General features: G+C 73.5%; 17 protein-coding genes and 1 tRNA gene. 6 read left to right on the forward strand and 12 right to left on the reverse strand.

Going from position 1 to position 24,134, the window contains the following annotated elements; translation table 11 throughout:
* Positions 1 to 10: 10 nt before the first annotated feature.
* The 6 genes from HNR25_RS05740 to HNR25_RS05765 all read right to left on the reverse strand — a co-directional run bounded on the left by HNR25_RS05740 (position 11) and on the right by HNR25_RS05765 (position 5,647).
* Complete coding sequence (locus HNR25_RS05740) at positions 11 to 1,174, reverse strand: ABC transporter permease (RefSeq protein ID WP_184633682.1); 1,164 nt, start codon at positions 1,172 to 1,174, stop codon at positions 11 to 13.
* Between the two features lie 3 nt (positions 1,175 to 1,177).
* The gene (locus HNR25_RS05745) at positions 1,178 to 2,179 is read right to left on the reverse strand and encodes an ABC transporter permease (RefSeq protein WP_184633683.1); all 1,002 of its coding nucleotides are present in this window, start codon (positions 2,177 to 2,179) and stop codon (positions 1,178 to 1,180) included.
* Positions 2,180 to 2,345: 166 nt separating this feature from the next.
* Positions 2,346 to 3,461, reverse strand: a complete 1,116-nt coding sequence (locus HNR25_RS05750) for a Gfo/Idh/MocA family protein (protein ID WP_184633684.1) — start codon at positions 3,459 to 3,461, stop codon at positions 2,346 to 2,348.
* A 665-nt stretch (positions 3,462 to 4,126) separates the two neighbouring features.
* A tRNA-Lys gene (locus HNR25_RS05755) sits at positions 4,127 to 4,199 on the reverse strand.
* A 175-nt stretch (positions 4,200 to 4,374) separates the two neighbouring features.
* The gene (locus tag HNR25_RS05760; RefSeq protein ID WP_184633685.1) at positions 4,375 to 4,563 is read right to left on the reverse strand and encodes a hypothetical protein; all 189 of its coding nucleotides are present in this window, start codon (positions 4,561 to 4,563) and stop codon (positions 4,375 to 4,377) included.
* Positions 4,564 to 4,666: 103 nt separating this feature from the next.
* Entirely contained in the window at positions 4,667 to 5,647 is a 981-nt protein-coding gene (locus tag HNR25_RS05765) for an N-acetylglucosamine kinase (RefSeq protein WP_184633686.1), read from the reverse strand.
* An 823-nt stretch (positions 5,648 to 6,470) separates the two neighbouring features.
* On the opposite strand from HNR25_RS05765, the gene HNR25_RS05770 reads away from it, so the two are divergent.
* The 3 genes from HNR25_RS05770 to HNR25_RS05780 all read left to right on the forward strand — a co-directional run bounded on the left by HNR25_RS05770 (position 6,471) and on the right by HNR25_RS05780 (position 9,593).
* Positions 6,471 to 7,529: a MurR/RpiR family transcriptional regulator gene (locus HNR25_RS05770; RefSeq protein WP_184633687.1), complete on the forward strand. Its 1,059-nt coding sequence runs from the start codon at positions 6,471 to 6,473 to the stop codon at positions 7,527 to 7,529.
* A complete protein-coding gene (locus HNR25_RS05775) occupies positions 7,526 to 8,503 on the forward strand; it encodes an N-acetylmuramic acid 6-phosphate etherase (protein ID WP_184633688.1) in 978 nt (325 codons plus the stop codon). Before HNR25_RS05770 ends, HNR25_RS05775 begins: the two co-directional genes overlap by 4 nt.
* Positions 8,504 to 8,807: 304 nt before the next feature.
* A complete protein-coding gene (locus tag HNR25_RS05780) occupies positions 8,808 to 9,593 on the forward strand; it encodes a SanA/YdcF family protein (protein WP_312862383.1) in 786 nt (261 codons plus the stop codon).
* Between the two features lie 7 nt (positions 9,594 to 9,600).
* On the opposite strand, the gene HNR25_RS05785 is transcribed toward HNR25_RS05780, so the two are convergent.
* The 3 genes from HNR25_RS05785 to HNR25_RS05795 all read right to left on the reverse strand — a co-directional run bounded on the left by HNR25_RS05785 (position 9,601) and on the right by HNR25_RS05795 (position 15,558).
* Positions 9,601 to 11,079, reverse strand: a complete 1,479-nt coding sequence (locus tag HNR25_RS05785; protein ID WP_184633689.1) for a hypothetical protein — start codon at positions 11,077 to 11,079, stop codon at positions 9,601 to 9,603.
* A gap of 96 nt (positions 11,080 to 11,175) precedes the next feature.
* A complete protein-coding gene (locus HNR25_RS05790) occupies positions 11,176 to 11,811 on the reverse strand; it encodes a SanA/YdcF family protein (protein ID WP_184633690.1) in 636 nt (211 codons plus the stop codon).
* 129 nt (positions 11,812 to 11,940) lie between these two features.
* A complete protein-coding gene (locus tag HNR25_RS05795; RefSeq protein ID WP_184633691.1) occupies positions 11,941 to 15,558 on the reverse strand; it encodes an NB-ARC domain-containing protein in 3,618 nt (1,205 codons plus the stop codon).
* 357 nt (positions 15,559 to 15,915) lie between these two features.
* Here HNR25_RS05795 and HNR25_RS05800 point away from each other — a divergent pair, with 357 nt between their 5' ends.
* Positions 15,916 to 18,186 carry a UvrD-helicase domain-containing protein gene (locus tag HNR25_RS05800; RefSeq protein ID WP_184633692.1) on the forward strand — a complete coding sequence of 757 codons (2,271 nt, stop codon included), beginning with the start codon at positions 15,916 to 15,918 and terminating at the stop codon, positions 18,184 to 18,186.
* A gap of 21 nt (positions 18,187 to 18,207) precedes the next feature.
* Here the strand turns inward: HNR25_RS05800 and HNR25_RS05805 are convergent, their stop codons facing one another.
* A complete protein-coding gene (locus tag HNR25_RS05805) occupies positions 18,208 to 18,810 on the reverse strand; it encodes a YdeI/OmpD-associated family protein (protein WP_184633693.1) in 603 nt (200 codons plus the stop codon).
* A gap of 228 nt (positions 18,811 to 19,038) precedes the next feature.
* On the opposite strand from HNR25_RS05805, the gene HNR25_RS05810 reads away from it, so the two are divergent.
* The gene (locus HNR25_RS05810) at positions 19,039 to 19,866 is read left to right on the forward strand and encodes an EI24 domain-containing protein (protein ID WP_184633694.1); all 828 of its coding nucleotides are present in this window, start codon (positions 19,039 to 19,041) and stop codon (positions 19,864 to 19,866) included.
* A 337-nt stretch (positions 19,867 to 20,203) separates the two neighbouring features.
* Positions 20,204 to 21,526 carry a lytic polysaccharide monooxygenase gene (locus tag HNR25_RS26765; RefSeq protein WP_312862384.1) on the forward strand — a complete coding sequence of 441 codons (1,323 nt, stop codon included), beginning with the start codon at positions 20,204 to 20,206 and terminating at the stop codon, positions 21,524 to 21,526.
* Between the two features lie 132 nt (positions 21,527 to 21,658).
* Here the strand turns inward: HNR25_RS26765 and HNR25_RS05820 are convergent, their stop codons facing one another.
* Both HNR25_RS05820 and HNR25_RS05825 read right to left on the reverse strand, forming a co-directional pair.
* Positions 21,659 to 22,771, reverse strand: a complete 1,113-nt coding sequence (locus HNR25_RS05820) for a D-alanine--D-alanine ligase family protein (protein WP_184633696.1) — start codon at positions 22,769 to 22,771, stop codon at positions 21,659 to 21,661.
* A 153-nt stretch (positions 22,772 to 22,924) separates the two neighbouring features.
* A complete protein-coding gene (locus HNR25_RS05825) occupies positions 22,925 to 24,130 on the reverse strand; it encodes a trans-sulfuration enzyme family protein (RefSeq protein ID WP_184633697.1) in 1,206 nt (401 codons plus the stop codon).
* Positions 24,131 to 24,134 lie beyond the last annotated feature (4 nt).

The following is a 24,134-nucleotide window of genomic DNA, read 5'->3' on the forward strand; positions in this document are numbered from 1 at the left end:
TCGCACCTGCTTACTGGTAGGGGTCGGCGGAGTCGCGGATTCCGTCGCCGATGAAGTTCAGCGCCAGCACCGCCACCGTCACGGCGACGCCGGGCAGCAGCGTCCAGGGGGCGCCGGCGATCGAGTGGATGTTCTGCGCCTCCTGCATCAGCACGCCCCAGCTGACGACCGGGGGCTGCAGGCCCAGGCCGAGGAAGGACAGCGCGCTTTCGGCCAGGATCATCAGCGGGATGGACAGTGTCAGCGACGCGACGATGTGGCTGGTGAAGGACGGCAGCATGTGCCGGCGGATGACGCGGGAGCGGCCGCAGCCGTCCAGCCGGGCGGCCAGCACGAAGTCCTCTTCGCGTAACGAGAGGAAGCGGCCGCGCACGACGCGGGCGAGATCGGTCCAGCCGATCAGGGACAGGATCACCGTGATCGCGAAGTAGGTGGTCAGCGGCCCCCACTCGCGCGGAACCGCCGCCGACAGGCCCATCCACAGCGGGATGGTGGGGATGGACATGGTGAACTCGATCAGGCGCTGGATGAGGTTGTCGGTGCGCCCGCCGAGGTAGCCGGAGACGCCGCCGAGGACGACGCCCAGCACGAACGACAGCGCGACGCCGAGCAGGCCGATCGACAGCGAGACCCGGGCGCCGTAGACGATGCGGGAGAGCATGTCGCGGCCGTTGCGGTCGGCGCCCAGCAGATACACCCGCTCGTCGGGGTCCTTCGTGCCGAACAGGTGGGTGTCGGCGGGGATCACGCCCCACATCTCGTAGGGGGTGCCTTCGACGAAGAATCCGAGTTCGACCTTGTCGGAGGTGTCGACGGTGTATTCGCGGGCGAGGGTCTCCTCGTCGCGCACGGAGTCGTAGCCGTAGACGTAGGGCCCCAGGTCGAGGCCTCCGCCGGAGGTGTCGACGACGTGCACCCGCTGGGGCGGGGCGTGGGTGTGGGCGGCGCTGTAGTCACCGGAGGTGGTGGGGGCGACGAATTCGCAGAAGGCGCCGATCAGAGCCAGGAGGCACACGAGGGCGGCGCTGGCCATGGCCAGGCGGTGCCGGCGCAGCCGCAGCCCGATCAGCCGCCACTGCGAGGCGGCGCCCAGGGCGTCGGCGGGGGCGCTGTCGGCGGTTTCGGCCGTGTCGCCGGAGGTGCCGCGGCGTTTCAGGGGCGGGGTGAAACCCATGGGTCAGGCCTCCTCGGCTTGGGCGTGCCGGATGCGCGGGTCCCACCAGGCCAGGAGCAGGTCCGAGATGAGCGTCCCGACCAGCGTCAGCACGCCCAGGACGAGGATGAACGCCCCGGCCAGGTACATGTCCTGGTTGCGCAGCGCCTGCAGCAGCAGCGGACCGGTGGTTTCGAGGCTGAGCACGATGGAGACCATGACCTCGCCGCCGACGATGGTGGGAAGCACCCACCCGATCGTGGAGATGAAGGGGCTCAGGGCCATGCGCACGGGGTACTTCAGGATCACCCGCCACTCGGGCAGGCCTTTGGCGCGGGCGGTGACGACGTAGGGTTTGCGCAGCTCGTCGAGCAGGTTGGCGCGCAGCACGCGGATGAGCACGGCCGTTCCCGCGGTACCGATGATGAGGACCGGCGCCCACAGGTTGGAGACCACGTCGAGGATCTTGCCGAGGTTCCACGCGGAGTCGGCGAATTCGGGCGAGACGATGCCTCCTACGCTCTCGCCGAAGTAGGCGAATGCGATCCACACGAACAGCAGGGCGAGCATGAAGTTCGGGGTGGCCAGGCCGATGAATCCGAGGAAGGTGAAGACGTAGTCGCCGAGGGAGTGCTGGCGCACCGCCGAGTAGATGCCGATCGGGATGGCCAGCCCCCAGCTGACGACGATCGTGGCCAGCGCCAGGGCGACGCTGATGCCCACGCGGTCCCAGATGAGGTCGGAGACGTCGCGCTGGTACTGGAAGGACTGGCCGAAGTCGCCGTGCAGAACGATGCCGCCGATCCAGCGGAGGTACTGCACGAACATCGGGTCGTCGAGTCCGTAGCGCTGCTCCAGCGCGCGGATCTGGGTCTGGTCGACCGACTGGCCGCGCGCGGAGAGCTCGGCGATGTAGGTGGTCAGGTAGTTGCCCGGGGGCAGCTGGATGATCAGGAACGCCACCAGCGAGATGGCGAACATGGTCGGGACCATGTAGAAGAGCCGGCGGATCACCAGTGCGCGCATGCCGCCTCCTTCCCGGGCAGGGGCGCACGTGTGCCGAAGGGGCTCCGCTCCCGACGGATAGCGCTTACCGAACGCACCGGCGCGCGCTCTCCGCCGGGAGCGCCCGCGTGCGCCCGCCGGAGCGGCGCGGGAGGCCCCGGTGCCCGCCCGGACGTGCGGATAGCGCTTACCATGGCGTGCCGCCTCCGTGCATGCGGTCGTAGAAGCGGCTGCCCTGGCGGAGCTCGCCGGCGCTGATCGCGCGATGCTGGGCGGCCGAGGCGTAGATGCCGGCCACCAGCCGCATGGTGCGCAGCGACTCGGCGGAGGTGACCGGCGGGGCCTCCTTGGCCTTCAGCGCCGAGAGCACGTGGGCGATCTGGGCGGAGTGGCCGCTGTTCACACCGGACTCGCCGGCCTCCCACGCTGCCGTGACCTCGTCCTCGCAGCCCGGCGCCGGCGTGACGGTCCAGTCGTCGTCGCCGTAGCCGTAGAGGTGGCTCAGTTCGACGGTGGCGCGCTCGAAGTCGATGCGCACATAGCTCTCCTCGCGCGGGGAGAGCACGCTGTTGATGATTCCGGCCACCGCGCCGTTGGCGAAGCTGACATGGCCGACCGAGAGGTCCTCGGTCTCCATCGACCGGGCCTGGCGCTGAGCGGTCGCCGAGACCTCGCTCCAGTCGCCCAGCAGCGCCAGGAGCAGATCCATCTGGTGAATGCCGTGGCCCATCGTCGGTCCGCCGCCCTCGGTGTCCCACCGGCCGCGCCAGGGAACGTCGAAGTAGGCCTGATCGCGGTACCACAGCGTGTGGCACACCGCCACGAGCGGGCGCCCCAGCACGCCGTCCCCGGCCATCGCCCGCACGCGCCGCGCACCCGAACCGAACCGGTGCTGGAAGAGAGTCGCGAACCACGGACCGCGGCCGGGCGGCCCCTCCGCGGCGGCCATCTCCTCCATCTCCGCCAGGCTCAGCGCCGGGGGCTTCTCCACCACGGCGCTGGCACCGGCCCGCAGGCAGGCCAGGACCTGGCCGTGGTGCGTTCCGGGGGGCGTGCATACGTGCACCAGATCGGGCTGGACTTCGCGCAGCATCCGCTCCAGATCGCTGTAGCGCTGCGGGATGCCGTAGCGGTCGGTGAACAGCGCGAGGTTGTCGGGATCGACGTCGACGGCCGCGACCAGAGCGGCCTGCTCCGGCAGCGACTGCAGCGCCTCGACGTGGAACCTGGCGATGTTGCCCGTACCGACGACGGCCACGCGCAGGCGGTCGGGCGCCTCGGCCGTCTGGTCGGGTATGTGCATTGCTCTCCTCCAGGGGGTGGACCGAGGGGATCCGATCCGCCGCCGCGGGTCACCTCGGCCGGGATGCGGCAGGGGCGCTTCGGCGGCTCGTGGGGCGGTCGGGGCCGGGGGATCAGGGCTGGACCGGGAATCGATGTGGATACCGAAACTATCGAAGATAGTGTCGCAATCTCTGGCGATCGAATTTACGGACACGGCCCATCGTGGTCAATACCTCAGTGAGAGCTGAGTCACGAGAGAGCTGGAAGGGCAGCGCATCACGCCGAGACGTGGCGCCCCCGCACCGTCCACCTGAGCGTCACCACGATCCTGAGTCGACAGGCATGCCCGAATGAATCGATAGTTTCGGGCAGGAATGGCGTAGGCATGGCCGAGGAATCGCATCGCGGGGCGTGTCCACCGGTCGGCCCGCCGCGCGGCGGGCCGGAGGGGCGATCCGCCCGGCGGCCGGTTGAGGGGATTCGACGTCGTCCGGTGGGAGGGGTGATGCCGGTACACGGCATCATGTCGGATCGCGGTGATCGGACATGCGACGACGGAGCGCCTGCCGGAGGTCGCCGACCAGCACGGGCAGACTCACGGGGCCCCGGGGGTCGCCCCCCGGAACAACACAACGGCCCGCGGGGAAGGCGACCGGAGGCCGCCGACCAACACGGGCCAGCGCGTGCGCCATCCAGGACTCGAACCTGGAACCCACTGATTAAGAGTCAGTTGCTCTGCCGCTTGAGCTAATGGCGCGTTCCGTAGAGGCGGGGATCGCGGTTTCCCGCCTGTCCCGGCTTGCGACGAGTTAAACCTTAGCAGCCTCTCGGGCCGCTCGCGAACCGAATACACCGCGCACGGCCGCGCGGCCCCCGCGCCGCAGCGACCGGTGGGTGAGGGCCGCGGACCGGCGTCGGGCGGCGGCCGGCACTCAGGACCACGTGATGACCACGCCGACGATGATGCCGATGGCCAGGAGTGCACCTACCCCCGCGAGGACGTAGGGGGTGACCGACCGCTTGGGAGCGGCGTCGGGCTCCTTGTTGTCCGTCACGAACCGGCGGAACATCATGGTCGATCCGGTCGGGTCGCCCTGCTCTTCGTTGCTGTTGTCAGACATGGCAACGACCTTAGCGACTCGCGGGCACCGCTGACGCCCCCAACGGACGAAATTTCCGGTTTGACCCGACCGGGATTTTCACCGTGGGTCACCGGACGGCGGCCTAGGGGACGGGACGCGGACCGCTCCGGCCGTCGGCCGCTGCCGCGCGCCGCAGCAGCGCGGCGTGGGCGCCGCGGGGCGCTCCGGAAGCGCGCAGGGCCAGCCCCGCCGCGCCGAACGCGCCGTCGACCGCGCGCAGGGGTGCGCCGGCGCCGCGCTCCCGCAGGCCGGCGCGGACGGCGTCGGCGACCGGCCCGCCCTCCAGAATCGACCCGGCCAGCACGACCGGCCCGTCGGCCGCGTCCGGCGCGGCCGCGGCGAGCGAACACAGCAGGCGCTGGGCGGCGTCGGCGACGATCCGCTCCGCGGCGGCGTCTCCCTCACCGGCGGCGGCCGTCACCGCGGGCGCCAGCTCCCCGAGTTCGGCGGGGCGGCACGTGTGGGCGGCCCGCACCAGCGCCGCGGAGTCGCCGGCGGGCACCTCCAGCCGGGCGGCGATCCGCGTGTGCAGCGACGTGGGCCCGCCGCGCCCGTCGAGGGCGGCCAGGCCCGCGCGCAGCCCTTCCAGAGCCAGCCACACCGCCGATCCCTCGTCTCCCAGGAGCCAGCCGTGGCCGTCGCACCGGGACTGCACGGCGCCGCCGGTGACGCGAGCCGCGACCGCCCCGGTACCCGCGATGAGCACGGCGCCGGTGCCGCCGGAGGTGCCGGACGCGAAGGCCACGGCGATGTCGTCGGTGACGACGGGGCCGCCCGGCAGTCCGATGCGGTCCCAGGCCGCCTGCGCGATCCCGGCGGCCCGGGCGCCCCCGCCTGTGGAAGCTCCCGCCAGGCCGAACACCGCGTGTGCGACGTCGGCGGAGTCCAGGCCCGCCAGCGCGCCGCGCAGCGCCTGTTCGAGCGCCGCGGCGGGATCGTCGCCGGAGAAGGTGTTGGCGCCGGGCGCCCGGCCGTAGCCGAGCGCGGCGCCGTCGGCAGACACCGCCGCACACCGGGTGGAGGTCCCGCCGGCGTCGAGGCCGAGGACGACTCGCTGTGCCATGGCGCCGATCCTAGCGCCGGCGTCGCAGGGGGTCCCGGCGGCGGGCCGGGCGCGTGCGGCGCAGGGGCGGCGGTGCGGGCGTCGTCCGGGGCCCGGGGCGGCTGAAAGCGGGCGGCGGGCGGGTGAAAGCGAATCGCCAGTGTGCTGAAAGCCGGAGGCGTCACGGTGGTGGGTACAGGCGGTCCCGGCTGGTACTTCCCCGCTACCGGTACACGCCTCGGGTTCGAGCCGGGACCGCTGGGGGCGTCTCGGCTCCCAGGGGCCGGAGGACGGCCGGCTCGTGGGTGGACGCGGTTCCTTCGGGAACCGCCGTGCCTGGTGGGACGAACCGGGGAGGGTTGACTCCCGCCAGGCACACTCCGCACCCGGTGCCGGATCGGTGCGGCCTCTCCGGATACCGGCCCGGGTGCGGGCCCGTCCTGCGACCGGTCGCCGCGGACGCCCGCCGTCCCGGCGTCCCGGCTCGTCTCAGCACGGCATCGGCGCCGCCGGGCCGGAGAGCGCTCGGCTCTCGCCGCGACGAGGGGCGCGGCGAGAGCCGAGCGCGCGCTTTCCGACGCTGCGCGACCCGCCGTTCACGCACCGGACTCCTTGCAGGTGGACGCGCCTACCGGCCCGCGCCCCGCTCCTCCGGAATCCACAGACCTGCGGCGCCCCCTGCCCCCAGGCGCGTACGTAAGCGATCATGGTGTGGAGAATCGCACGGCACGACGCCGCGGGAGCTCGGCCGTTCGCACGCCGGGCGCCTGCGACCGGGGAGAACGCGAGGATTCCCCGGATCCCGCATTGACGGCAGCAGTCGACCCGAAAGAAACGTTGCAACATGGCGAAAACGGCGAAGCCGACTGATTCGGACGGCGGGACGCCCCTGGACGGCACCTCCACCGGCCGGTCCGGACACGGCGACTCACCGGCGCCCACCACGGTGCTGCGCATCCGCTCCCTCCTGCCCTCCCTCGCGCCCGCCGAGCAGCGTGTCGCCCAGCGCATCGTCGACGGCCCCGAACACGTCGCCGCCTCCTCCATCACCCAGCTGGCCAAGGACTGCGGGACCTCCGAAGCCACGGTCATCCGGTTCTGCCGCACCATCGACTTCACCGGCTACCGCGAGCTCCGGCTGGCGCTGGCCACCGAAGCCGGTCAGGCGCGCGGCGCCGGCACCGGCACCCGTGACGTCGCCGGCGACATCGACCCCGACGACACCCTCGTCACCGTCGTCGAGAAGATCGCCGCCACCGACGCCCGCGCGGTCGAGGACACCGCCGCCCAACTCGACACCGGGGTCCTGCAGACGGTCGTGGACCGCATGGCCGCGGCGCGCCGCGTCGACATCTACGGAGTCGGCGCCAGCGCCTTCGTCGCCGCCGACCTGCAGCAGAAGCTGCACCGCATCGGGGTGACGTCGTTCGCCTGGTCCGACACGCACGTGATGATCACCAGCGCGGCCCTCCTCGGCGAAGGCGACGTCGCCCTGGCGGTCTCCCACACCGGCTCGACCATCGACACCATCAACGCGCTCGCCGAAGCGCGCCGCCGCGGCGCCACCGCCGTGGCCGTCACCAACTTCCCCCGCTCCCCCATCAGCGAGGCCTCCGACCACATCCTGACCACCGCGGCACGTGAAACCACCTTCCGTTCCGGCGCCACGGCCAGCCGGCTCGCCCAGCTCACCGTGATCGACTGCCTGTTCGTCGGGCTGGCCCAGTCGCGCTACGCCGACAGCCGCACCGCCCTGGCCACCACCTACGACGCCGTGCGCGGTCTGCGGGTGGGCGAGACCCACCGGCGTCCGGGGCAGCGCGCGGCGGGCGGTCCCGCTGAGAGCGCGGGCGCCGCGGGACACGGCGCGGCCCACGATCCCCGAAACGGGACCCGGCCGTGACGCCCCGGCGCGGCACCGCCGAGGGCGGCGGTGCCGCCGCGCCGCGGGGGCCCCGGGAGATCGTGCGGGCGCCGACCGAGCGGCGCAACGGTGCCACGTACGACATCGACCGGCTGCCGACCCTGGAGATCCTGCGCGAGATCAACGCCGAGGACGCCACTGTGCCGAGCGCGGTGTCGGCCGCCCTGCCCCGCCTCGCACAGGCGGTCGACCTCGGTGTCGAGGCGCTGCGCAGCGGCGGCCGCATCCACTACTTCGGTGCGGGTACACCCGGCCGCATCGCCACCATGGACGCCGCCGAACTGCCGCCCACGTTCGACGCCGACCCCGCGACGGTGCTGGCCCACCACGCCGGCGGCGCCGCGACCCTCGGGCAGGCGGCCGAAGGGGTCGAAGACGACGAGGAGCTGGGCCGCTCCGACGCGACCGGTGTCGGTGCGGGCGAGCTGGCGGTGGGGATCACCGCGAGCGGACGCACACCCTATGTGGCCGGAGCCCTGCGCGCGGCGCGGCGGGCGGGGGCGGCCGCCGTGCTCGTCAGCGCCGACCCCGATGCGCCGCTGGCCCGCGACGTCGACGTGCACGTGTGCGTCGACACCGGAGCCGAGGTGATCGCGGGCTCCACCCGGATGAAGGCGGGAACGGCGCAGAAACTGGTGCTCAACGCGTTCTCCACGGCCGTGATGGTGCGTCTGGGGCGCACCTACTCCAACCTGATGGTGGGGGTCGACGCCACCAACGCCAAGCTGCGCGGCCGTGCGGTCACCGTCCTGGCCGAGGCCAGCGGCACGGACGAAGACGCCTGCGCCGCGGCTCTCGACAGCGCCGGCGGTGACACCCGCACGGCCCTGGTCGCGCTGCTGTCCGGGGTCTCCACGCCGCGCGCCGCCGCCGAACTCGCCGCCTGCGAGGGCCGCGTCCGGGACGCTCTGGAGCGCATCGGCGCCGGATCCGCGGGTGCACCGGAGACGTAGGACCGACGGGTGCGCGGTGCGGCCCGATGCGCACGGTGGACCCGGCCAGGCGACTCGGCAACCGGTCGCGTCCGGCTTCGGCCCGCTCGGACCACCGCGGCAGGTCGACGCCGAGAGCCTCGTCGGCGCCCACCAGCCGCGCCAGGGCGTCGGCGCCCGGGGCGGCGTCGCTCCGGCCCGCCTCCTCCGCGGTCTCCAGGTGGGTTCCGGGACCTACCGGCGCCGGGGCCCGGCGTGCAGGCGCCGCCGGAGCTTTCCGGCGCCCGCGGGGAACCCCGGCCGCCGCTCGGGCGTCGGTCGGGGTGTGAGCGATGAGCGCGGGGAATCCGCAGGAGCCGAGCCGCCGGGGGTGCCGGAGGGGCCGGAGGCACGGGACGAGTCGACGACGGTGGAGGGGGGAGCTGCGCGCCGGCGCCGGCGCGCCCTCCGGCGGCGGATGCCGGGGGTGCGCGGCTGGGCGGTGCTGTTCGCGGTGGCGGCCCTGGTCGGGGCCGCGCCCTGCGCCTGGATGAATGCGGCGACGTCGGCGCAGCGCGCGGATCCGGTGGCGGCGGAGTCCGCACCGGTGGCGCTCGTACTCGGCGCGGGCCTGCGCGCGGACGGGACGCCGACGACGCTGCTGGCCCGGCGCCTGGACGCGGCCGCGCAGCTCTATGCGACCGAGCGGGTCGAGGCGGTGCTGGTCAGTGGCGACAACAGCGTGTCCGGCTACAACGAGCCCGACGCCATGCGGGCCTATCTGACGGCGGCCGGGGTTCCGCGCGGCAAGGTCGCCGCCGACTATGCGGGGTTCAGCACCTGGGAGTCGTGCGTGCGGGCGCGGCGGATCTTCGGTGTGCGGTCCGCGTCGGTCGTCACGCAGAACTTCCACCTGCCGCGCGCGGTCACGCTGTGCTCCCGCGCCGGGATCGACACCCAGGGGGTCGGCGACGCCAGCTACCGCGCGCGGACGTTCGCGACGGTCTACGGCTACGTGCGCGAGTTCCCTGCGGCGTTCATGGGCGCCTACCAGGCCCTTGTGCGACCGGAGCCGCAGTTCCTGGGCCCCGCGGAGCCGGGTGTCCGCGAGGCCCTGGCGGAGTCGCGTTAGACCGCGGTCAGCGGGCACCGCCGAAGAGGCGGGAGAGGATACCGCCCTGCTGGGGCTGCTGCGGCGAGCCCGCGTCCTGCGGGGCGTCGCCGGCCGTAGCGGCCGATCCGTCCTCGGAGTCGGCCTCGGGCTCGTCCGCCCCGGTGAAGGCGCGGAACTCGTCGCGGTTGTCGGGCAGTCCCCAGGCCGCGACGGTCTCGCCCAGGGCGGCGCCTTCCCAGCCCTGTTCGGGTACTTCGGCGAGCTCCCACAGCACCTGGAGGGTCTCCTCGTCCAGCTCGGCCGTGAGGTCGACGGTGTCCTCGGCAGACGTGCGCGGCCCCAGGACGGTCTCCAGCGCGGCGCCGGCGACCGCCGCGAGCGTGGCGCCTTCGGAACCCGCCAGCGCCGCCGGCAGCGCCCCGATGCGTTCGTCGGTGCCGCGGGCGCCGGCGCGGCCCAGCGCCAGGAAGCCCAGCGCCTCGGGCGGGGTCTCGCCGCAATGCGGCCACCCGTCGCCGAACAGGCCGCGGTATCCGGGCCGGGTGCGCCCGCCGTTGGCGATCCGGGTGAAGCACTCCTCAGGAGCCTTCTCGCCGTGGATCTGCACCGTCGCCACGGCCGCGGTGAAGGAGTTGTACAGGTGTCCCGACGCCATCTCGTGGGCGAGGGCGACGGTCGCGGCGGGATCGTCGGCGGCGCCGAGCATGCCCAGGGCGAAGATCTCGGCGGAGAGCAGGTCGCTGGAGGGGGTGGCGGCGGCCGAGGCCGCGGCCAGCGGACCGGCCGGGGCGGTGGGGGCGGAGTCGCGGACGAGGTCGGCGGGCTTGCCCATGCGCTGGAGCAGGACGGGGCAGACCTCGGCGGCGGCGCCGGGCAGGAACGCGAGGACGTAGCAGGCCCACTCGGCCGGCGGGTCGATGCCGCGTCGGTTGTCGCGGCCGTCGAGCAGGGTCAGCAGGTCGCCGGCGCGCGCCAGGACCGCGTCGTAGACGTCGAGCTCGGCCTGCAGCAGTGCCGCGCCTTCGTCGCGGGCGACGGCGTCCAGCCGCACCCGCATCCGCCGGAACCGCTGCTCGTCGGGGGCCTCGTGGACCCAGGTGCGGTACTGCTCGCGGACCTTTTCGAGGTCGGTGCCCGCGGCCCAGGCCACCTCGTCGCGCCAGAGGGCGTCGTCGGTGCGCTCGGGAACGTCGGCGGTGGCGGCGGGCACCAGGAGTTCGAGCAGCAGGCTGAGCGGGCGGGAGCGCCAGTCGGGCGGGGTGTCGGGGTGGCAGGCGAGGGAGACGAGGAAGTCGGCCGCCCGCGGGGCGGCGGTGTAGCCGGCCCCGGGGAAGCGGAGGAGGTCGAACAGGGCGGCCACCGCGTCGTCGACGCCGCGCTGGGCGTCCTCGCCTCCGGCGATGTCGCGCAGCAGGCCCGGGATCTCGCCTCCGCGCGGAGCGAGCCCGCTCCAGTCGATGTCGTCCAGTCCGTGCAGGGGTCCGGAATCCGTCGTCGCGTCCATGCCCCGCATTATCGCGCCCACGGCGCCCTCACCGCCAATCCGGCGTGCCAGCCTGTGGACGGTGCGCCCGGAAAGGCGCCGGGGGCGGGTTCCGGGTCACGACAGCGCGTCGCGCAGGTCGGTGCGCAGCGGTTCGGATGCGGCGGGCGCGGGCTGCAGGACGGAGTCGCCCATGGCGCGGGCGTTGGCTCCGGCTTCGCGCAAGTAGCCCACCGCCGTCGAACGCGGGCGCCGCCGGAAACTGGGGTCGCCGACCCCGTAGGCGTCGATCCCCGCGGCCCGGAACAGGGCGACGGAGCGCGGCAGGTGGAAGTTCTGGGTGACGACGATGGCGCGGTCCACGCCGAAGGTGGCGCGCGCCCGCACGGCGGAGTCCCAGGTGCGGTAACCGTGCGGATCGGCCACGATCCGGTCTTTGGACACGCCGCGTTCGGCGAGCGCGGCGACCATGGTGTCGGTCTCGTTGCCGGCGTCGGCGCTGTTGTCGCCGGAGACCAGCACCGCCCGCACGGTGCCGTCGCGGAACAGCGTCGCCGCCAGTTCCAGCCGCCCCTCCAGCAGCGGCGAGGGACCGCTGGGCCACACGGCGGCACCGAGCACGATCGCGACCGGCCGGATGGGCACCGCGCCGGGCCGCCCCCGGCGTCCGGCGCTGGCCATGCGCGCCCACGCGGTGGGCGTCAGCGCGGCCGCGCCCACGGCGGCCGCGGACGTCCAGATACCCGGTCTCATGTCGGCACCCCTCCCTGTCGTCCGGCCAGCACGACCCTAACGCCTCCCCGGCTGCATGGGGGCATCGCCGGTGAAGCCCGCTGATCTCGCGTTTCGGGCCGTGTGGTCAGCCGGACGGGATCGGCGCGGTTACGGCGGATCGTCGGCCGCTGATTCGGTTTCGGGGGCCGCGCCGGCGCCGGTGCCGTCGCCGGAACGCTGCCGCGGGGGGCGGTCGGCCTGTCCGTCGGGGTCGGGTCCGGGGTCGACCGGTCCCTCGCCGGCCTCGCGGTCCTCGCGGGTCTGCCCGGAACCTCCGGAATCGCGGGCCGTCTCGGGCTGCCCGGATCCGCCCAGCGCCGGCGCGGCGGCATCGGAGCCGGAGCCGGGCTCACCGGCCCCCTCCCCCTGCTGCACGGGGATCGTCCGTCCCGCGGGCGGAGCCCCCGGGGCGGGGCGGTTCCGGGGGAAGAGCGGTTTCTGCGCACGCGGGCCGCCCTGGATGCGGGCCAGGAGGTGGTCGGCCTCGCGGGTGTGCCCGACGAGGCCTTCGTCGTCGGCCGCGTCGCGCGCGGCGGTGAGATGGCCGACCGCGTCGGCCGTATTGCCGGTCTCGTCGAGGATGCGCCCGTAGAGCACCTGAGCGCCGACGCGCCCGATCCGGTCGCCGAGGCGCTGGAAGGCCGTGTAGGCGCGCTCGGCGTCGACCAGCGCATGGCGGGGGTGGCCGCTCGCCGCCAGTGCCTCGGCCGCCGCGCGGTGGGAGCGGGCGTGCCAGAGCTGATCACCGAGCTCGCCGAAGCCCTCGGCGGCGGCGCGCATGGTCCGGGCGCACACGTCGACGTCCTGGCCCGCGTACAGCCGCACGCGCCCCAGCGCGAGCTCGCTGCGGTGCTTGCCCCAGGTGTCGCCCATGCCGCCCAGCGCCTCGGAGGCCTCCGTGAGCATCGTGATGCGCCGCTGCACCGACCACTCGCGCCGCTGCCGGGCCGCGGCGCGCAGGCTTTCGCGCCCGTAGAGCGGCAGGGCGGCGAACCAGTCGCGCTGGGCGGCGTGGTACTCGCCCAGATAGGGCGGGGCCCACTCCTCCAGTTCGCGCCAGCCGTAGTTGCGCAGCACCCAGTGGTAATGCATCTCCTTCGGCTTGACGCTGAAGGCCTCCTTGGTGACGTAGCCCTCGACCCACTGCCGGCGCTTCTCGGAGTGGGTGTGGCTGAACACGAATTCGACGACTGCGTACTGCTCGTCCAGGCGCCGGGTGTCCAGCTCGGCCATGGCGCGCTGGCAGCGCGCGGTGTACCAGTGCTCGTCGGCCTGCAGATAGTGCCGGCGGATCTCGTCGAGCATGAACCAGGCGTTGAGTTCGCGTCCGCGGGCCGCCAGGGTCTCCGCGAGCGCGATGCGGGCGTTGCTGTACTCCTCCCAGTCGCCCTCGTACCGGAAGATCATGCAGGCCAGGCGCAGCAGCGCCTGGGCACGGCGGTGCTGGTGGTCGTCGTGCGGGGGCTCGGGCCGCTGCGGCGCGCGGGCGGGGGCGCGGTCGCGCGGGTAGTGGTCGCTGCGGCGCCGGCCCCACTGGGCGTGCACTTCGGCGAGGTCGCGCAGCACCCGCGCGCGCCACCAGTCGTCGCCCTGCTCGACGAAGGTGCGCTCGGCCTTGTTGAGCGATTCGGCGCCGGCGTCGAGGTGGCCGCGGCGCTGCAGGTTCACGCCGAGGGAGCGCCAGGCGCGCGCCCTCCAGTGCGGAGGGTTGCCGCCGCCGGCGGTGCCGCCGCCCTGCCCGCCGATCTGCTCGAAGACGCGCTGGGCGGTCTCGGCGTCGTCGATGCCGGCCTCGTAGTCGCCCATCTTGCCCGCGATCTCGGCGCGGTCCAGGTGTGCGAGCCCGCCGGCCAGGCGGTCGCCCACCCGGTAGGCCATGCGCAGCTCGGTGCAGGTCGCCTCGTCCCAGTCGGCCCAGTACACCTGCCACACCTGGCACAGCGCGGCGAAGGCGTGGGCCAGCCGCCACCCCAGTTCGGGCAGGTCGTGGTCTTCGGCCAGCCGCATGCACATCATCAGCGACTCGCGCTCTTGGGACAGCCACTGGCGGGGACGGCCGGCGGGCACGAGCCGCAGTTCGCGCGGCGGGGTGAGGTCGGTGCTCTCCGCGAGCACCGCGGGGTCGTGGGTGCGGGTGACCTCGGCGGCGGCCTGCTCGGCAAGCCAGGTGTAGGCCGACACCAGGCGCCGCGCCACCTCGCGGTCGCCGGTCTCGCCCCAGTTGTCGCGCTCCCACTGCGTGAGGTCGAACTCGCGGGCGTCGATCATCCGCAGCGTCTCGCGCACGAGATCGTGGACGCGGTAGGTGCTCTCGCCGGTCTCGTTGCTTTCGGTGGGCAGCAGCAGGTAGCGGCGGACCAGGCCGTCGATCAGCCCGCCGGCGGTGTCGCGGGGCACGCCCAGCAGCACCGCCGCCGACCAGTCGCTGAACTTGTCGAGGTCGGAGTCGGCGATGCGTTTGAGCAGCAGCCGCTGCTGGGGCTCGCACAGCTGCAGGCTGAACGCGAAAGAGGAGGCGAACCCGTGGCGTCCGCCCAGCAGCGGGCTGCGGGCGATGTCGTCGAGCTCGGCCAGGACCTCGCGCGGGCTGGGGTCGGCGAGGTCGAGCAGCCGACCGCCGCACAGCCGGATGGCCAGCGGCAGCCCGCCGCAGCGGCGGACGATGGCGGCGCGGTCCCGGATGATGCGCGCGGCCTCTTCCGGGCTCTCGCCCAGGTCGGGCTCTGCGATGCGGTCCAGGAGCTCCTCGCCTTCGCTCTGGCTGAGCTCACCGAGTTCGTAGGCTTCGTACTCGAAGTCGGCGCGGCTGAGCGTGCGCCGCGAGGTGATGATCACGGCACAGCCCGAACCGCTGGGGATGAGCGGCTCGACCTGGGCGGCGTCCTTGGCGTTGTCCAGGACGATGAGGATCCGCTTGCCGTAGATCAGCCCGCGCCAGGTGCGGGAGAGCTCCTCGAGTGTGGCGCCGGAGGGGATGCGGCCCTGCATGGAGTGCACCAGCGACTCCAGGACCTTCTCGGTCGACCGGGGAGCGCTCTTGGGCAGCCGGGGCGCGGACCGCTCGACGGGTTCGCTGTCGGCGCGCTGGGTGCCGAAGCCGAAGAGGTTCTGCAGCCGCTTGCCGATCTCCCGGGCGAGGCCGGGGTCGGTGGCCTCGGGCGCGCCCGCGTCGGCGGAGTCCTGGTAGCCCGACAGTTCCACCCAGCGGACGCCGTCGGGGAAGCGGTCGACGACATCGTGGGCGATCTGGATCGCGACCTGGGTCTTGCCGGTGCCGGGGATCCCGTTGATCACGATCACCAGCGGAGTGCTGCGCGCGGCCCGGCCGCCGATACGGGCGGGCAGGTCGAGGACGGCGCGCACGCCGCTGCGCGGGAAGGCGCGGAAGCGGCGGCGCAGCCGGCTCATGAGGGCGCTGTGGCCCGTGAAGCGCAGGCTCTTGGGCGGCAGTTCGATCGGCGGGGGCTTGTACGCGGCGGCGACGGGCCTGCGGCCCCGGTTGAGCAGCGGCTCCAGGAAGACGGTGACGGCCGCGGTGGCCAGCGCCCCGGCGATCGACAGCCCCCATACGACCCTGCGGGGGAAATCGTCCAGCAAGTCGGGTGCCATCTGCAGCAGCAGGGCACCGGCGATGAAGACGACGGGCGCGACGACTCCCGTCAGTCCCCGCAGAAGCGGCCGGCGGGCCGAACCGGCCTGCGGCTGGCGCGCCCTCTCCTGCTGCATTTCGACAGCCCACCTCTGCGGTTTGCCGGTTGCGCCCTTTCGGTCTTCGGTGCAGCGACCGGAAGGTGTCCGAACCCAACACCGTACCGCGCCGCCCCGGGCTCGGCCGGAGCCGTGCCCGGATTCCGCGGTGGTGACGATCCGGTACCGGCACAGCGAGGAAGGTGCGGCGGCGGGGCGAGGACGGGGCGCGGTCCGGGGCGGTGCGGGCGGGATCCGGCCGTCCCGGCCGGACGCGGAAGCCGCGGGAATTGCGCGAATGCGGCAGCAATGTCACAAGCGTCGGATACGAAAACGAGGGAAAGGCATCGAACGCGCGGGATTCACCGCCCGGATACGTCTGCGAAAGGGAGGCCCATGCCGCAGTTGGCGATCGACGCGACGTGTCTTCCGCAGTACGACAAGCTCGACAAACCCACCCGCGAGCGCCTGCTCGCGGCGACGCGCACATTCCGCGAACTCTCGCTCGGCGCCCTGCTCACCCACCCCGACCTGCGGATCCGCTCGCTCCCCGAGGGCCAGGACCCGCGTATCCGCACATTCCGCATCAGCGACTCCTGGACGGGGGTGATGCTGGCTCCGGAGTCGGGCGAGACGTTCCTGCTCGTCCATCTGCTTCCGCGCAACGGTGCCGAAAACTGGGCCGCCGACCAGCGCCACGACGTCAACCCCGTCATGGGCACCCTGGAGCGCCGCGACGCGGCGGCGCTGGAGCGGGCGCCGGGCACGCCGCCCAGCGGCGGGCCGGTCGCCGGCGGCCGCTCACCCGCCCCCGCTTCCGCGGATCCGGCGGCGGCTGCGGACGGCCCCGCAACCCGCGCCCCTTCCTCCCGGCCCTCCCCCGGTTCGGCCCCCGTGCCCGCCGGCGCCGCCCCGCCCTCTCCCCGTTCCTCCTCCGGCGCCCTCCTCTTCGACCGCGTCCGCGACCGCGACCTGGAGCGCCTGGGCGTCGACCCCGAGATCCGCGACTTCTGCCGCAGCATCACCACCCCCGACGAGCTGCACGGCTGGGCCCCGGCGCTGCCCCAGGACCAGTACGAGGTACTGCGGGCCCTCGCCGAGGGCCATTCCGTGCAGCGGGTGCGCGACGAGGTCGTCGTGCCGCGCCGCCCCGCTGTCGGCACCGTCGCCGCCGACGACTACGACACCGCCATCCGCCGCACCCGCGAACGCGTCATCGTCGTCAGCGACAACCACGAGATCGAGGACGTCCTCGCCGGCGAGTTCGACGCCTGGCGTATCTACCTGCACCCCGTGCAGCGGGAACTCGCCTACCGGCCGCGGTTCAACGGCCCCGCCAAGGTGTCGGGCGGCCCCGGCACGGGCAAGACGGTCGTCGCGCTGCACCGGGTCAAGCACCTGGCCGAGCACCTGCCGCTGGGCGGGCGGGTGCTGCTGACCAGCTTCACCAACGCGCTGGTGGAGTCGCTCAAGCGCAACCTCGCGATGCTGCTGCCGCCCGAGGTGGCCGCGGACGTCGACGTCGTCACCACCGACAAGCTCGCCCTGGACACGGTCAAACAGGTCCACCCCGACGTACGGCTGCGCACCGACACCCGCGGGGTGTTCGCCAACTACGCCAAGCAGAACCGGCTTCCCTGGCCCGTCGACTTTCTGTTCTCCGAATACCGGCACGTGGTCACCGCGCACGGGATCACCACGCTGGAGGGCTACCTCGACCCCGATGCGCGGGCCGGGCGCACCACGCCGCTCAACGCCGACCAGCGCCGCGACGTCTGGCACGCGATCAGCAGCGTGCGCGCCGCGATGCGCACCAGCCGCCGGCTGCCCGCAGAGGACCTGCACGCCGAAGCCGTCCGCATTCTCGGCGAGGGCTCCGAGCCGCCCTACACCAACGTGGTCGTCGACGAGGCCCAGGATCTGCATCCCGCGCAGTGGCGCACCCTGCGCGCCGCCGTCGCCCGCGGGCCCGACGACATGTTCATCGCCGGCGACAACCGCCAGCGCATCTACGACAACGCGGTATCGTTCAGGCGGTTGGGGATCGAGATCGTGGGGCGGTCGTTCCCGCTGCGGGTCAACTACCGCACCACCCGGCAGATCCTCGTCTGGGCCGACGGCATCCTGCGCGACGGCCCGGTCACCGAGCTCGGCGAATCCGCGCCCGAACCCGGCGGTGCGGCACGCTGCGTACTCAGCGGACCCGAGCCCGAGCTGTTCGGCGCGCCCGACGAACCCGCGGAGCTGGACGCTCTGGCGGAACGGGTGCGGATATGGCTGGCCGACGGCATCGCGCCCGCCGACATCTGCGTCACGGCGCGCACCAACAAGCTGCGCGACTCGGTGGCCTCGCACCTGCGGGCGCGGTCCCTGCCTGCGGCGGCCTTCAACCCCAGCAGCCAGTCCGTCGCCGACGGCGGGCAGAGCGTGCGGGTGACCACGATGCACGGGGTCAAGGGACTGGAGTTCCGCGCGATCGCGGTGTTCGCGGCGACAGCCGCGGCGCTGCCCCAGCTCGACCGGGTGACCAGCCCCGCTCTGGACGAGAACCAGCACCGGGCCGACCTGGACGCTCAGCGGTCACTGCTGTACGTGGCCTGCACACGGGCCCGGGAGCGCCTCTACGTGAGCTGGCACGGCGCGCCGAGCCCGTTCCTGCCGCTGTGACCCGGCAGGCGCGGCGGCCGATCAGCCGCCCTCGGGCTTTTTGCGCGGGGGCGGCCGGGGCGGGTCGCCGGCGGCGAGGCGCGCCGCGTAGTCCGCGATCTTGTGCGCGCGGGTCCGGGGCCGCTTGACCTTCTGCAGCGAGTACAGGATGTGGTACTTGCCGCGCTTGTCCAGAGCGGCGTAGGCGCGCGCGGCCGCAGGGTCGGCGTCGAGGGCGGCCTGCAGGTCGTCGGGCACCCGAGCGGTGCTCGGCGGCTCGTAGGCCGCCTCCCACCGGCCGTCGGCCTTGGCCCGCTGCACGTGTTCGAGTCCGGCCGGGCGCATGTGCCCGGCGGCGATCAGCTCCTCGGCCCGGTCGCGGTTGATTCGGGACCAAGCGCTGCGCGGCCGGCGCGGCGTGAAGCGCTGCGCCCACCAGCCCTCCGGTGCGCGGGCCGAACTGGTCTGCCCGTCGATCCACCCGAAGCACAGGGCGATGTCCAGGGCCTGGGCCCGGGTGACCGAGGCGGCGCCGGTGCCCTTCTTGGGCATGGCGAGCCAGATGCTGCTCGCGCTGTGGTGGTGCTCGTCGAGCCAGTCCGCGAAATCCTCGGCGGTGGCGAACACCCGGGGTTCGTCGGTCATCCGGCGCGATCCCTCCTTCGGGGGCGGTTCCGGGGCCGCGGTACACGCGCCGCGGCGCTGCGGCCGAGTCTGCCCCGGCCCGACGACATCGCCGCCGGCCCCGGCCCGGGCGTCCGCACGCGCCGAGCCCCGTTCGCGCCCGCGCCGGTGACTCGGACCGGCCGCGGTCCGGGCGCCGGGCCCCACGCGAGGTGCGGGGCCCGGCGGCGACGGACTATCGTCTGGCGCGTGAGTTCTCCCCTCCGTGACTTCTTCTCCGGTGTCGGCGTCCTGTTCCAGGGTGCGGGCGTGGTCCTGCGCAATCCGCGCCTGTTCGTGTTGGGCATCGTCCCGCCCCTGATCACGTCGCTGCTGTTCGCGGCCGCGCTGGTCGCGCTGCTGTTCGGCGTCGAGGACCTGAGCGTGTGGCTGACCCCGTTCGCCGCGGAATGGGATCCGGGCGTGCAGACGGCCGTGCGCGTGCTCGCGGGCGTGCTGCTGGTGGGCGGTGCGGTACTGGTCATGGTCGTGGCGTTCACCGGGCTGACGCTCGCGCTGGGGGCTCCGCTCTACGACAGGATCGCCGAGAAGGTCGAGGACGATCTCGGCGATGCCCCGCCGGAGCCCGACGAGCCGCTCACCGTCTCGGTGATGCGGTCGGTGCGGCAGTCGCTGGGGCTGATCGCGGTCTCGGCCCTGGTCGCCGTTCCGCTGTTCGCGGCCGGTTTCGTCCCCTTCGTGGGCCAGACGGTGATTCCGGTGGTCGCGGCGATGTTCGGCGGGTGGATGCTCACCATCGAGCTGCTCGGCGCGGGCTTCGAGCGGCGCGGGATGCGCCGGATCAAGGACCGCCGGCGGGTGATGGGCCGGCGGCGGATGCTCGTTCTCGGGTTCGGGATCCCCGGATACGTGCTGCTGGCCGTGCCGTTCCTGGCGATCGTGGTGTTCCCGGCGGCCGCCGCGGGCGGCACGATCCTCACCCGGCGGCTGCTGGCCGCGTCCCCGCAGGACGGCCCCGGATCCGGGCCGGTTCCGCCGCATGCGGCCCCGGAGCGCTCCGCCGGTCCGCCGCGCTGACGTCGCCCCGGGGCGCACCGCCGCTCCCGGAACCGGTGCCGCCCGCAACCCGCGCCTCTCCGGTCGCGCATATGGCGTTGAGGTGACGGTCCTATTACCTAGTGTTGCGGATCCCTGTGGCACACGCCACGCTGGGGATCGCCTCTGGGATAGTTCGGCGCGCTGTGGGAGCGCTCCCAAGATCTGGGGGTGCTCCCACCTCCGCACAACCGCTCCGGAGAAGCCAGACAGACGCGAAAGCGACACCATCCACCCCATCCCGGCCTCTGAATCCCCCACCCGGATTCCGGCGAGCGCCCCGCGCGACCACCGGGATACGAACAAGAGGAGTGCAACGGTGAACCTTGCACGCAGATCCGCCCTGATCGGCGGGGCCGCGACCCTCGCCGCCGGCTTCGTCGTGGCGCTGCCCACCGACTCGGCCGAGGCCCACGGCGGCTTCACCTTCCCCGCCACCCGCACCTACGCCTGCTATCAGGACGCCATCGACGGCGGCAGCGGCGGCAGCCTGAACCCGCAGAATCCCATGTGCCAGCAGGCCCTCGACCAGAACGACTACCCCTTCTGGAACTGGTTCGGCAACCTGATCAGCGACGCCGGCGACCGGCACCGCGAGATCATCGCCGACGGCGAGCTGTGCGGTCCCAGCGACGACTTCGACGCGTTCAACGCCCCCGGCGACTGGCCCGCAAGCGAGGTCCAGTCCGGGCAGACGGTGACCTTCGAGCACAACGCGTGGGCACGCCACCCCGGGACCTTCAGCCAGTACGTCACCAAGGACGACTGGGACCCGAGCCAGCCGCTGGGCTGGGACGACCTGGAGCCGGCGCCCTTCGACGAGGTCACCAACCCGCCCCTGCGCGACGGCGGCGTCGAGGGCCCCGAGTACTACTGGGACGCCACGCTCCCGGACAAGAGCGGCCGCCACGTCGTCTACTCGATCTGGGAGCGCTCGGACAGCCCCGAGGCCTTCTACAACTGCTCCGACGTGATCTTCGACGGCGCCTCCGGCGGCGGGGACGACGGGGACGGCGCCGACGACGACACGCAGGCGCCCACCGCGCCCGGCACACCCACCGCCGGCTCCGTCAGCGGCGACGCCGTGGAGCTGAGCTGGAGCGCCGCCTCCGACGACGTGGGCGTGACCCGCTACGAGGTCTACGACGCCGCCACCGGCGAGGTCGTGGCCACCACGTCCGGCGGCACCTCCGCGACGGTCGGCGACCTGTCCGCCGAGACCGACTACAGCTTCTCCGTAGTCGCCCTGGACGCCGCGGGCAACGAGTCGGACTCCTCGGCCGAGGTATCGGTGACCACCGACAGCGCCGACAACACCAGCGGCCAGTGCACCGTCGACTACAGCATCGCCAACGAGTGGTCGGGCGGCTACACGGCCGAGGTCGAGCTGACCAACGACGGCGACACCGCGATCGACGGCTGGTCCCTGCACTGGCACCTGGGCGACGGCGCCACCCTCACCAACGGCTGGTCGGCGGACTTCCAGGAACAGGAGGGGCACGTGACCGCCTCCGGCTCCGACTGGAACGGCGACGTACCGGCCGGCGGATCGGTGACCTTCGGCTACAACGCCGAGGCCGAGGGATCCGTCGAGGAGCCGACCGAGTTCGAGCTGAACGGGGCGCCCTGCTCGACGTCCTGACCCGCAATAACCAGCCCCGATGATCCTGCGGCCGGGGACGGCAGGGCCCGGCCGCGGGATTCCCCGGGCGGGAAGGCGAAGGTGCGTCGGGGCACCGCCTTCCCGCCCACCCTTCATACCGGGGGCGAGCCGCTAGCCCGCCTGGGGACCGCGGTCCAGGGCCGCGCGGATCATCCGGTCGACCAGGGACGGGTAGTCCAGTCCCGCCTCCGCCCACATCTGCGGGAACGCCGACGAGGGCGTGAACCCCGGCATCGTGTTGATCTCGTTGACGTAGACGCGCCCGTCGTCTGCGTAGAAGAAGTCCACCCGGGCCAGCCCCGCACAGCCCAGCGCCTCGAAGGTGCGGGCGGCCTCGCGGCGGATCTCGGCGACGACCTCGGCGGGAAGCGCAGCCGGGATGGTCAGGCTGCTCGACGACAGGTACTTGGCTTCGAAATCGTAGAAGTCGTAGCCGTCGGCGACGTGGATCTCGGCGGGCTGGGAGACGTCCGGGGCACCGCCGTCCGGGGACTCCAGCACCCCGCACTCGACCTCGCGCCCGGACACGGCCGCCTCGACGATGACCTTGGTGTCGTGCCGGCGGGCCTCCTCCACGGCGGCGGTGACGGCCTCGGGGTCGGCCGCCTCGCCCACCTTGCTGATGCCCACGCTGCTTCCGCCGCGCGCGGGTTTCACGAACACCGTCCCGTCCAGCTCCGCGATGTCGTCGAGGACGCGCTTGCGCTCGGTGCGCCACGCCCGGTCGGGCACCGCGACGTAGGAGCCGGTGGGGATCCCGTGCCCGGTGAACAGCGTCTTGGTGAAGACCTTGTCCATCGACGCGGCACTGGCGAACACGCCCGCACCCACGTAGGGGATGCCCATCATCTCGAACAGGCCCTGGACGGTGCCGTCCTCGCCCAGCGGGCCGTGCAGCAGCGGCAGGGCGACGTCGATGCCGCCCAGCCGCCGCGGGCCGTCGCCGTCGTCGACGAGGAGGTCGCCGCCGCCGTCGAAGGGCACGGACACCTCGGAACCGGAGGCGTCGACCTCGGGCAGGCGTCCGTCGACGATCGCGAGTTGCGCGGGGTCGGCCGAGTACAGCACCCACGAGCCGTCGCGGGCGATCCCGACGGGCACGATTTCGTAGCGGTCGGTGTCGATCGCCGAAATCACGCCCCCGGCGGTGACACAGGAGATCTCGTGCTCGGGGCTGCGTCCGCCGAAGATCACGGCGACCCGGATTTTACGCTGCTCGGCCATGCTGTCAGACCCTATCTCGCGCTCGTCGGACTGCGGAACCGATCGGTCCCGGTTGCACCTGGTCGTTCCCTGCCGCCGCACGGACCTCCGCGCGGTTCCCGGTTCCCGCCGCAGGCCCGGGGCCCCCTCCCGGCGGCCCCGGCGGCGCCGGCCTCACCGCCGGGCGCAGGCGTCCAGGGCGGCGAGGGCGTCGGATACGAGGTCGTCCGGGTCTTCCAGTCCGATGGAGAACCGCACGGCCGCGGGACCGATGCCGGCCGCCTGCAGCGCCGCGTCGCTCATCTGGCGGTGGGTGGTGGAGCCGACGTGGCCGGCGAGGGTGTGGGTGCCGCCCAGCGACGCCGCGATGGTGGCGGTGTCCAGTGCGTCGGCGAAGGCCATGCCGGCCTCCCGGCCGCCCTGCGGGGTCACGGTCACCACGGCGCCGTAGCGGCCCTCGTCGAACAGGCGGCCGGCGAGCGCGTGGCCGGGGTGGCCGGGCAGGCCGGGGTAGTCCACCCGTTCGACCGCGGGGTGTTCGGCCACCGCCGCGGCGAAGACGGCGGCGCTCGCGCACTGGCGGGCGACGCGCAGCGGCAGCGTCTCCAGGCCGCGGTGCAGCAGGAAGGCCTCGTCCGGGGCCAGGCAGGGGCCCAGGTCGATGCGGGCGGAGCGCACCTTCGCCATCGGCTCGGTCCCGCCGACGGCCACACCGCCGGTCGCGTCGCTGTGCCCGCCGATGTACTTGGTCGCCGAATGCACGACGACGTCGGCGCCGTGCTCCAGGGGACGGCACACCGCAGGCGTGGCGAAGGTGGAGTCGACCACGAGGACGGCGCCGGCCTCGGCGGCGATACCGGCCAGTTCGGGCAGGTCGGCCACCGTCATGGCCGGGTTGGCCAGGGTCTCGGTGAACACGACCGCGGTTTCGGGGCGAACGGCGGCGCGCACGGCGTCGGCGTCGGTGATGTCGACGAAGTCGGTCTGCACGCCGAAGCGGCGCAGCAGGCCCTCCAGCAGCGAGTAGGTGTTTCCGTAGATCGAGCGGGAGGCGACGACGTGCGCGCCGGCCCCGGTCAGCGCGAGCAGCGTGGTGCTGACAGCGCCCATGCCCGAGGAGAAGGCCTCGCCGCGCACCTCGCGGCCGCATCCGGCGCCCTCCAGCGCCGCCGTCGCCGACGCGAAGGCGGTCGCCGTGGGGTTGTCGATACGGGCATAGGAGTAGCCGGGCGCTTCTCCGGCCAGGACGTCGGCGTAGTCCTGCGAGGCGGCGAACTCGTAGGTGGTGCTGCGGTGCACCGGCGCGCGCAGCGGACGCTGCGGCGGGGCGGGTTCGGCGGGCAGGCCGAGCGCGCGGGTGTTCTCCCCCTGCTGATGCATGGTG

Source organism: Streptomonospora salina (assembly GCF_014204715.1).
GTDB classification, from domain to species: Bacteria; Actinomycetota; Actinomycetes; order Streptosporangiales; family Streptosporangiaceae; genus Streptomonospora; species Streptomonospora salina.

Bases quoted from the DNA above. Each gene is read 5' to 3' on its own strand.
- HNR25_RS05765 (WP_184633686.1), bottom strand. From the start codon at position 5,647: ATGGCACAGCGAGTCGTCCTCGGCCTCGACGCCGGCGGGACCTCCACC.
- HNR25_RS05825 (WP_184633697.1), bottom strand. From the start codon at position 24,130: ATGCATCAGCAGGGGGAGAACACCCGCGCGCTCGGCCTGCCCGCCGAA.
- HNR25_RS05745 (WP_184633683.1), bottom strand. From the start codon at position 2,179: ATGCGCGCACTGGTGATCCGCCGGCTCTTCTACATGGTCCCGACCATG.
- HNR25_RS05795 (WP_184633691.1), bottom strand. From the start codon at position 15,558: ATGCAGCAGGAGAGGGCGCGCCAGCCGCAGGCCGGTTCGGCCCGCCGG.
- HNR25_RS05820 (WP_184633696.1), bottom strand. From the start codon at position 22,771: ATGGCCGAGCAGCGTAAAATCCGGGTCGCCGTGATCTTCGGCGGACGC.
- HNR25_RS05770 (WP_184633687.1), top strand. From the start codon at position 6,471: ATGGCGAAAACGGCGAAGCCGACTGATTCGGACGGCGGGACGCCCCTG.
- HNR25_RS05785 (WP_184633689.1), bottom strand. From the start codon at position 11,079: ATGGACGCGACGACGGATTCCGGACCCCTGCACGGACTGGACGACATC.
- HNR25_RS05740 (WP_184633682.1), bottom strand. From the start codon at position 1,174: ATGGGTTTCACCCCGCCCCTGAAACGCCGCGGCACCTCCGGCGACACG.
- HNR25_RS05805 (WP_184633693.1), bottom strand. From the start codon at position 18,810: ATGACCGACGAACCCCGGGTGTTCGCCACCGCCGAGGATTTCGCGGAC.
- HNR25_RS05800 (WP_184633692.1), top strand. From the start codon at position 15,916: ATGCCGCAGTTGGCGATCGACGCGACGTGTCTTCCGCAGTACGACAAG.
- HNR25_RS05790 (WP_184633690.1), bottom strand. From the start codon at position 11,811: ATGAGACCGGGTATCTGGACGTCCGCGGCCGCCGTGGGCGCGGCCGCG.
- HNR25_RS05750 (WP_184633684.1), bottom strand. From the start codon at position 3,461: ATGCACATACCCGACCAGACGGCCGAGGCGCCCGACCGCCTGCGCGTG.
- HNR25_RS05760 (WP_184633685.1), bottom strand. From the start codon at position 4,563: ATGTCTGACAACAGCAACGAAGAGCAGGGCGACCCGACCGGATCGACC.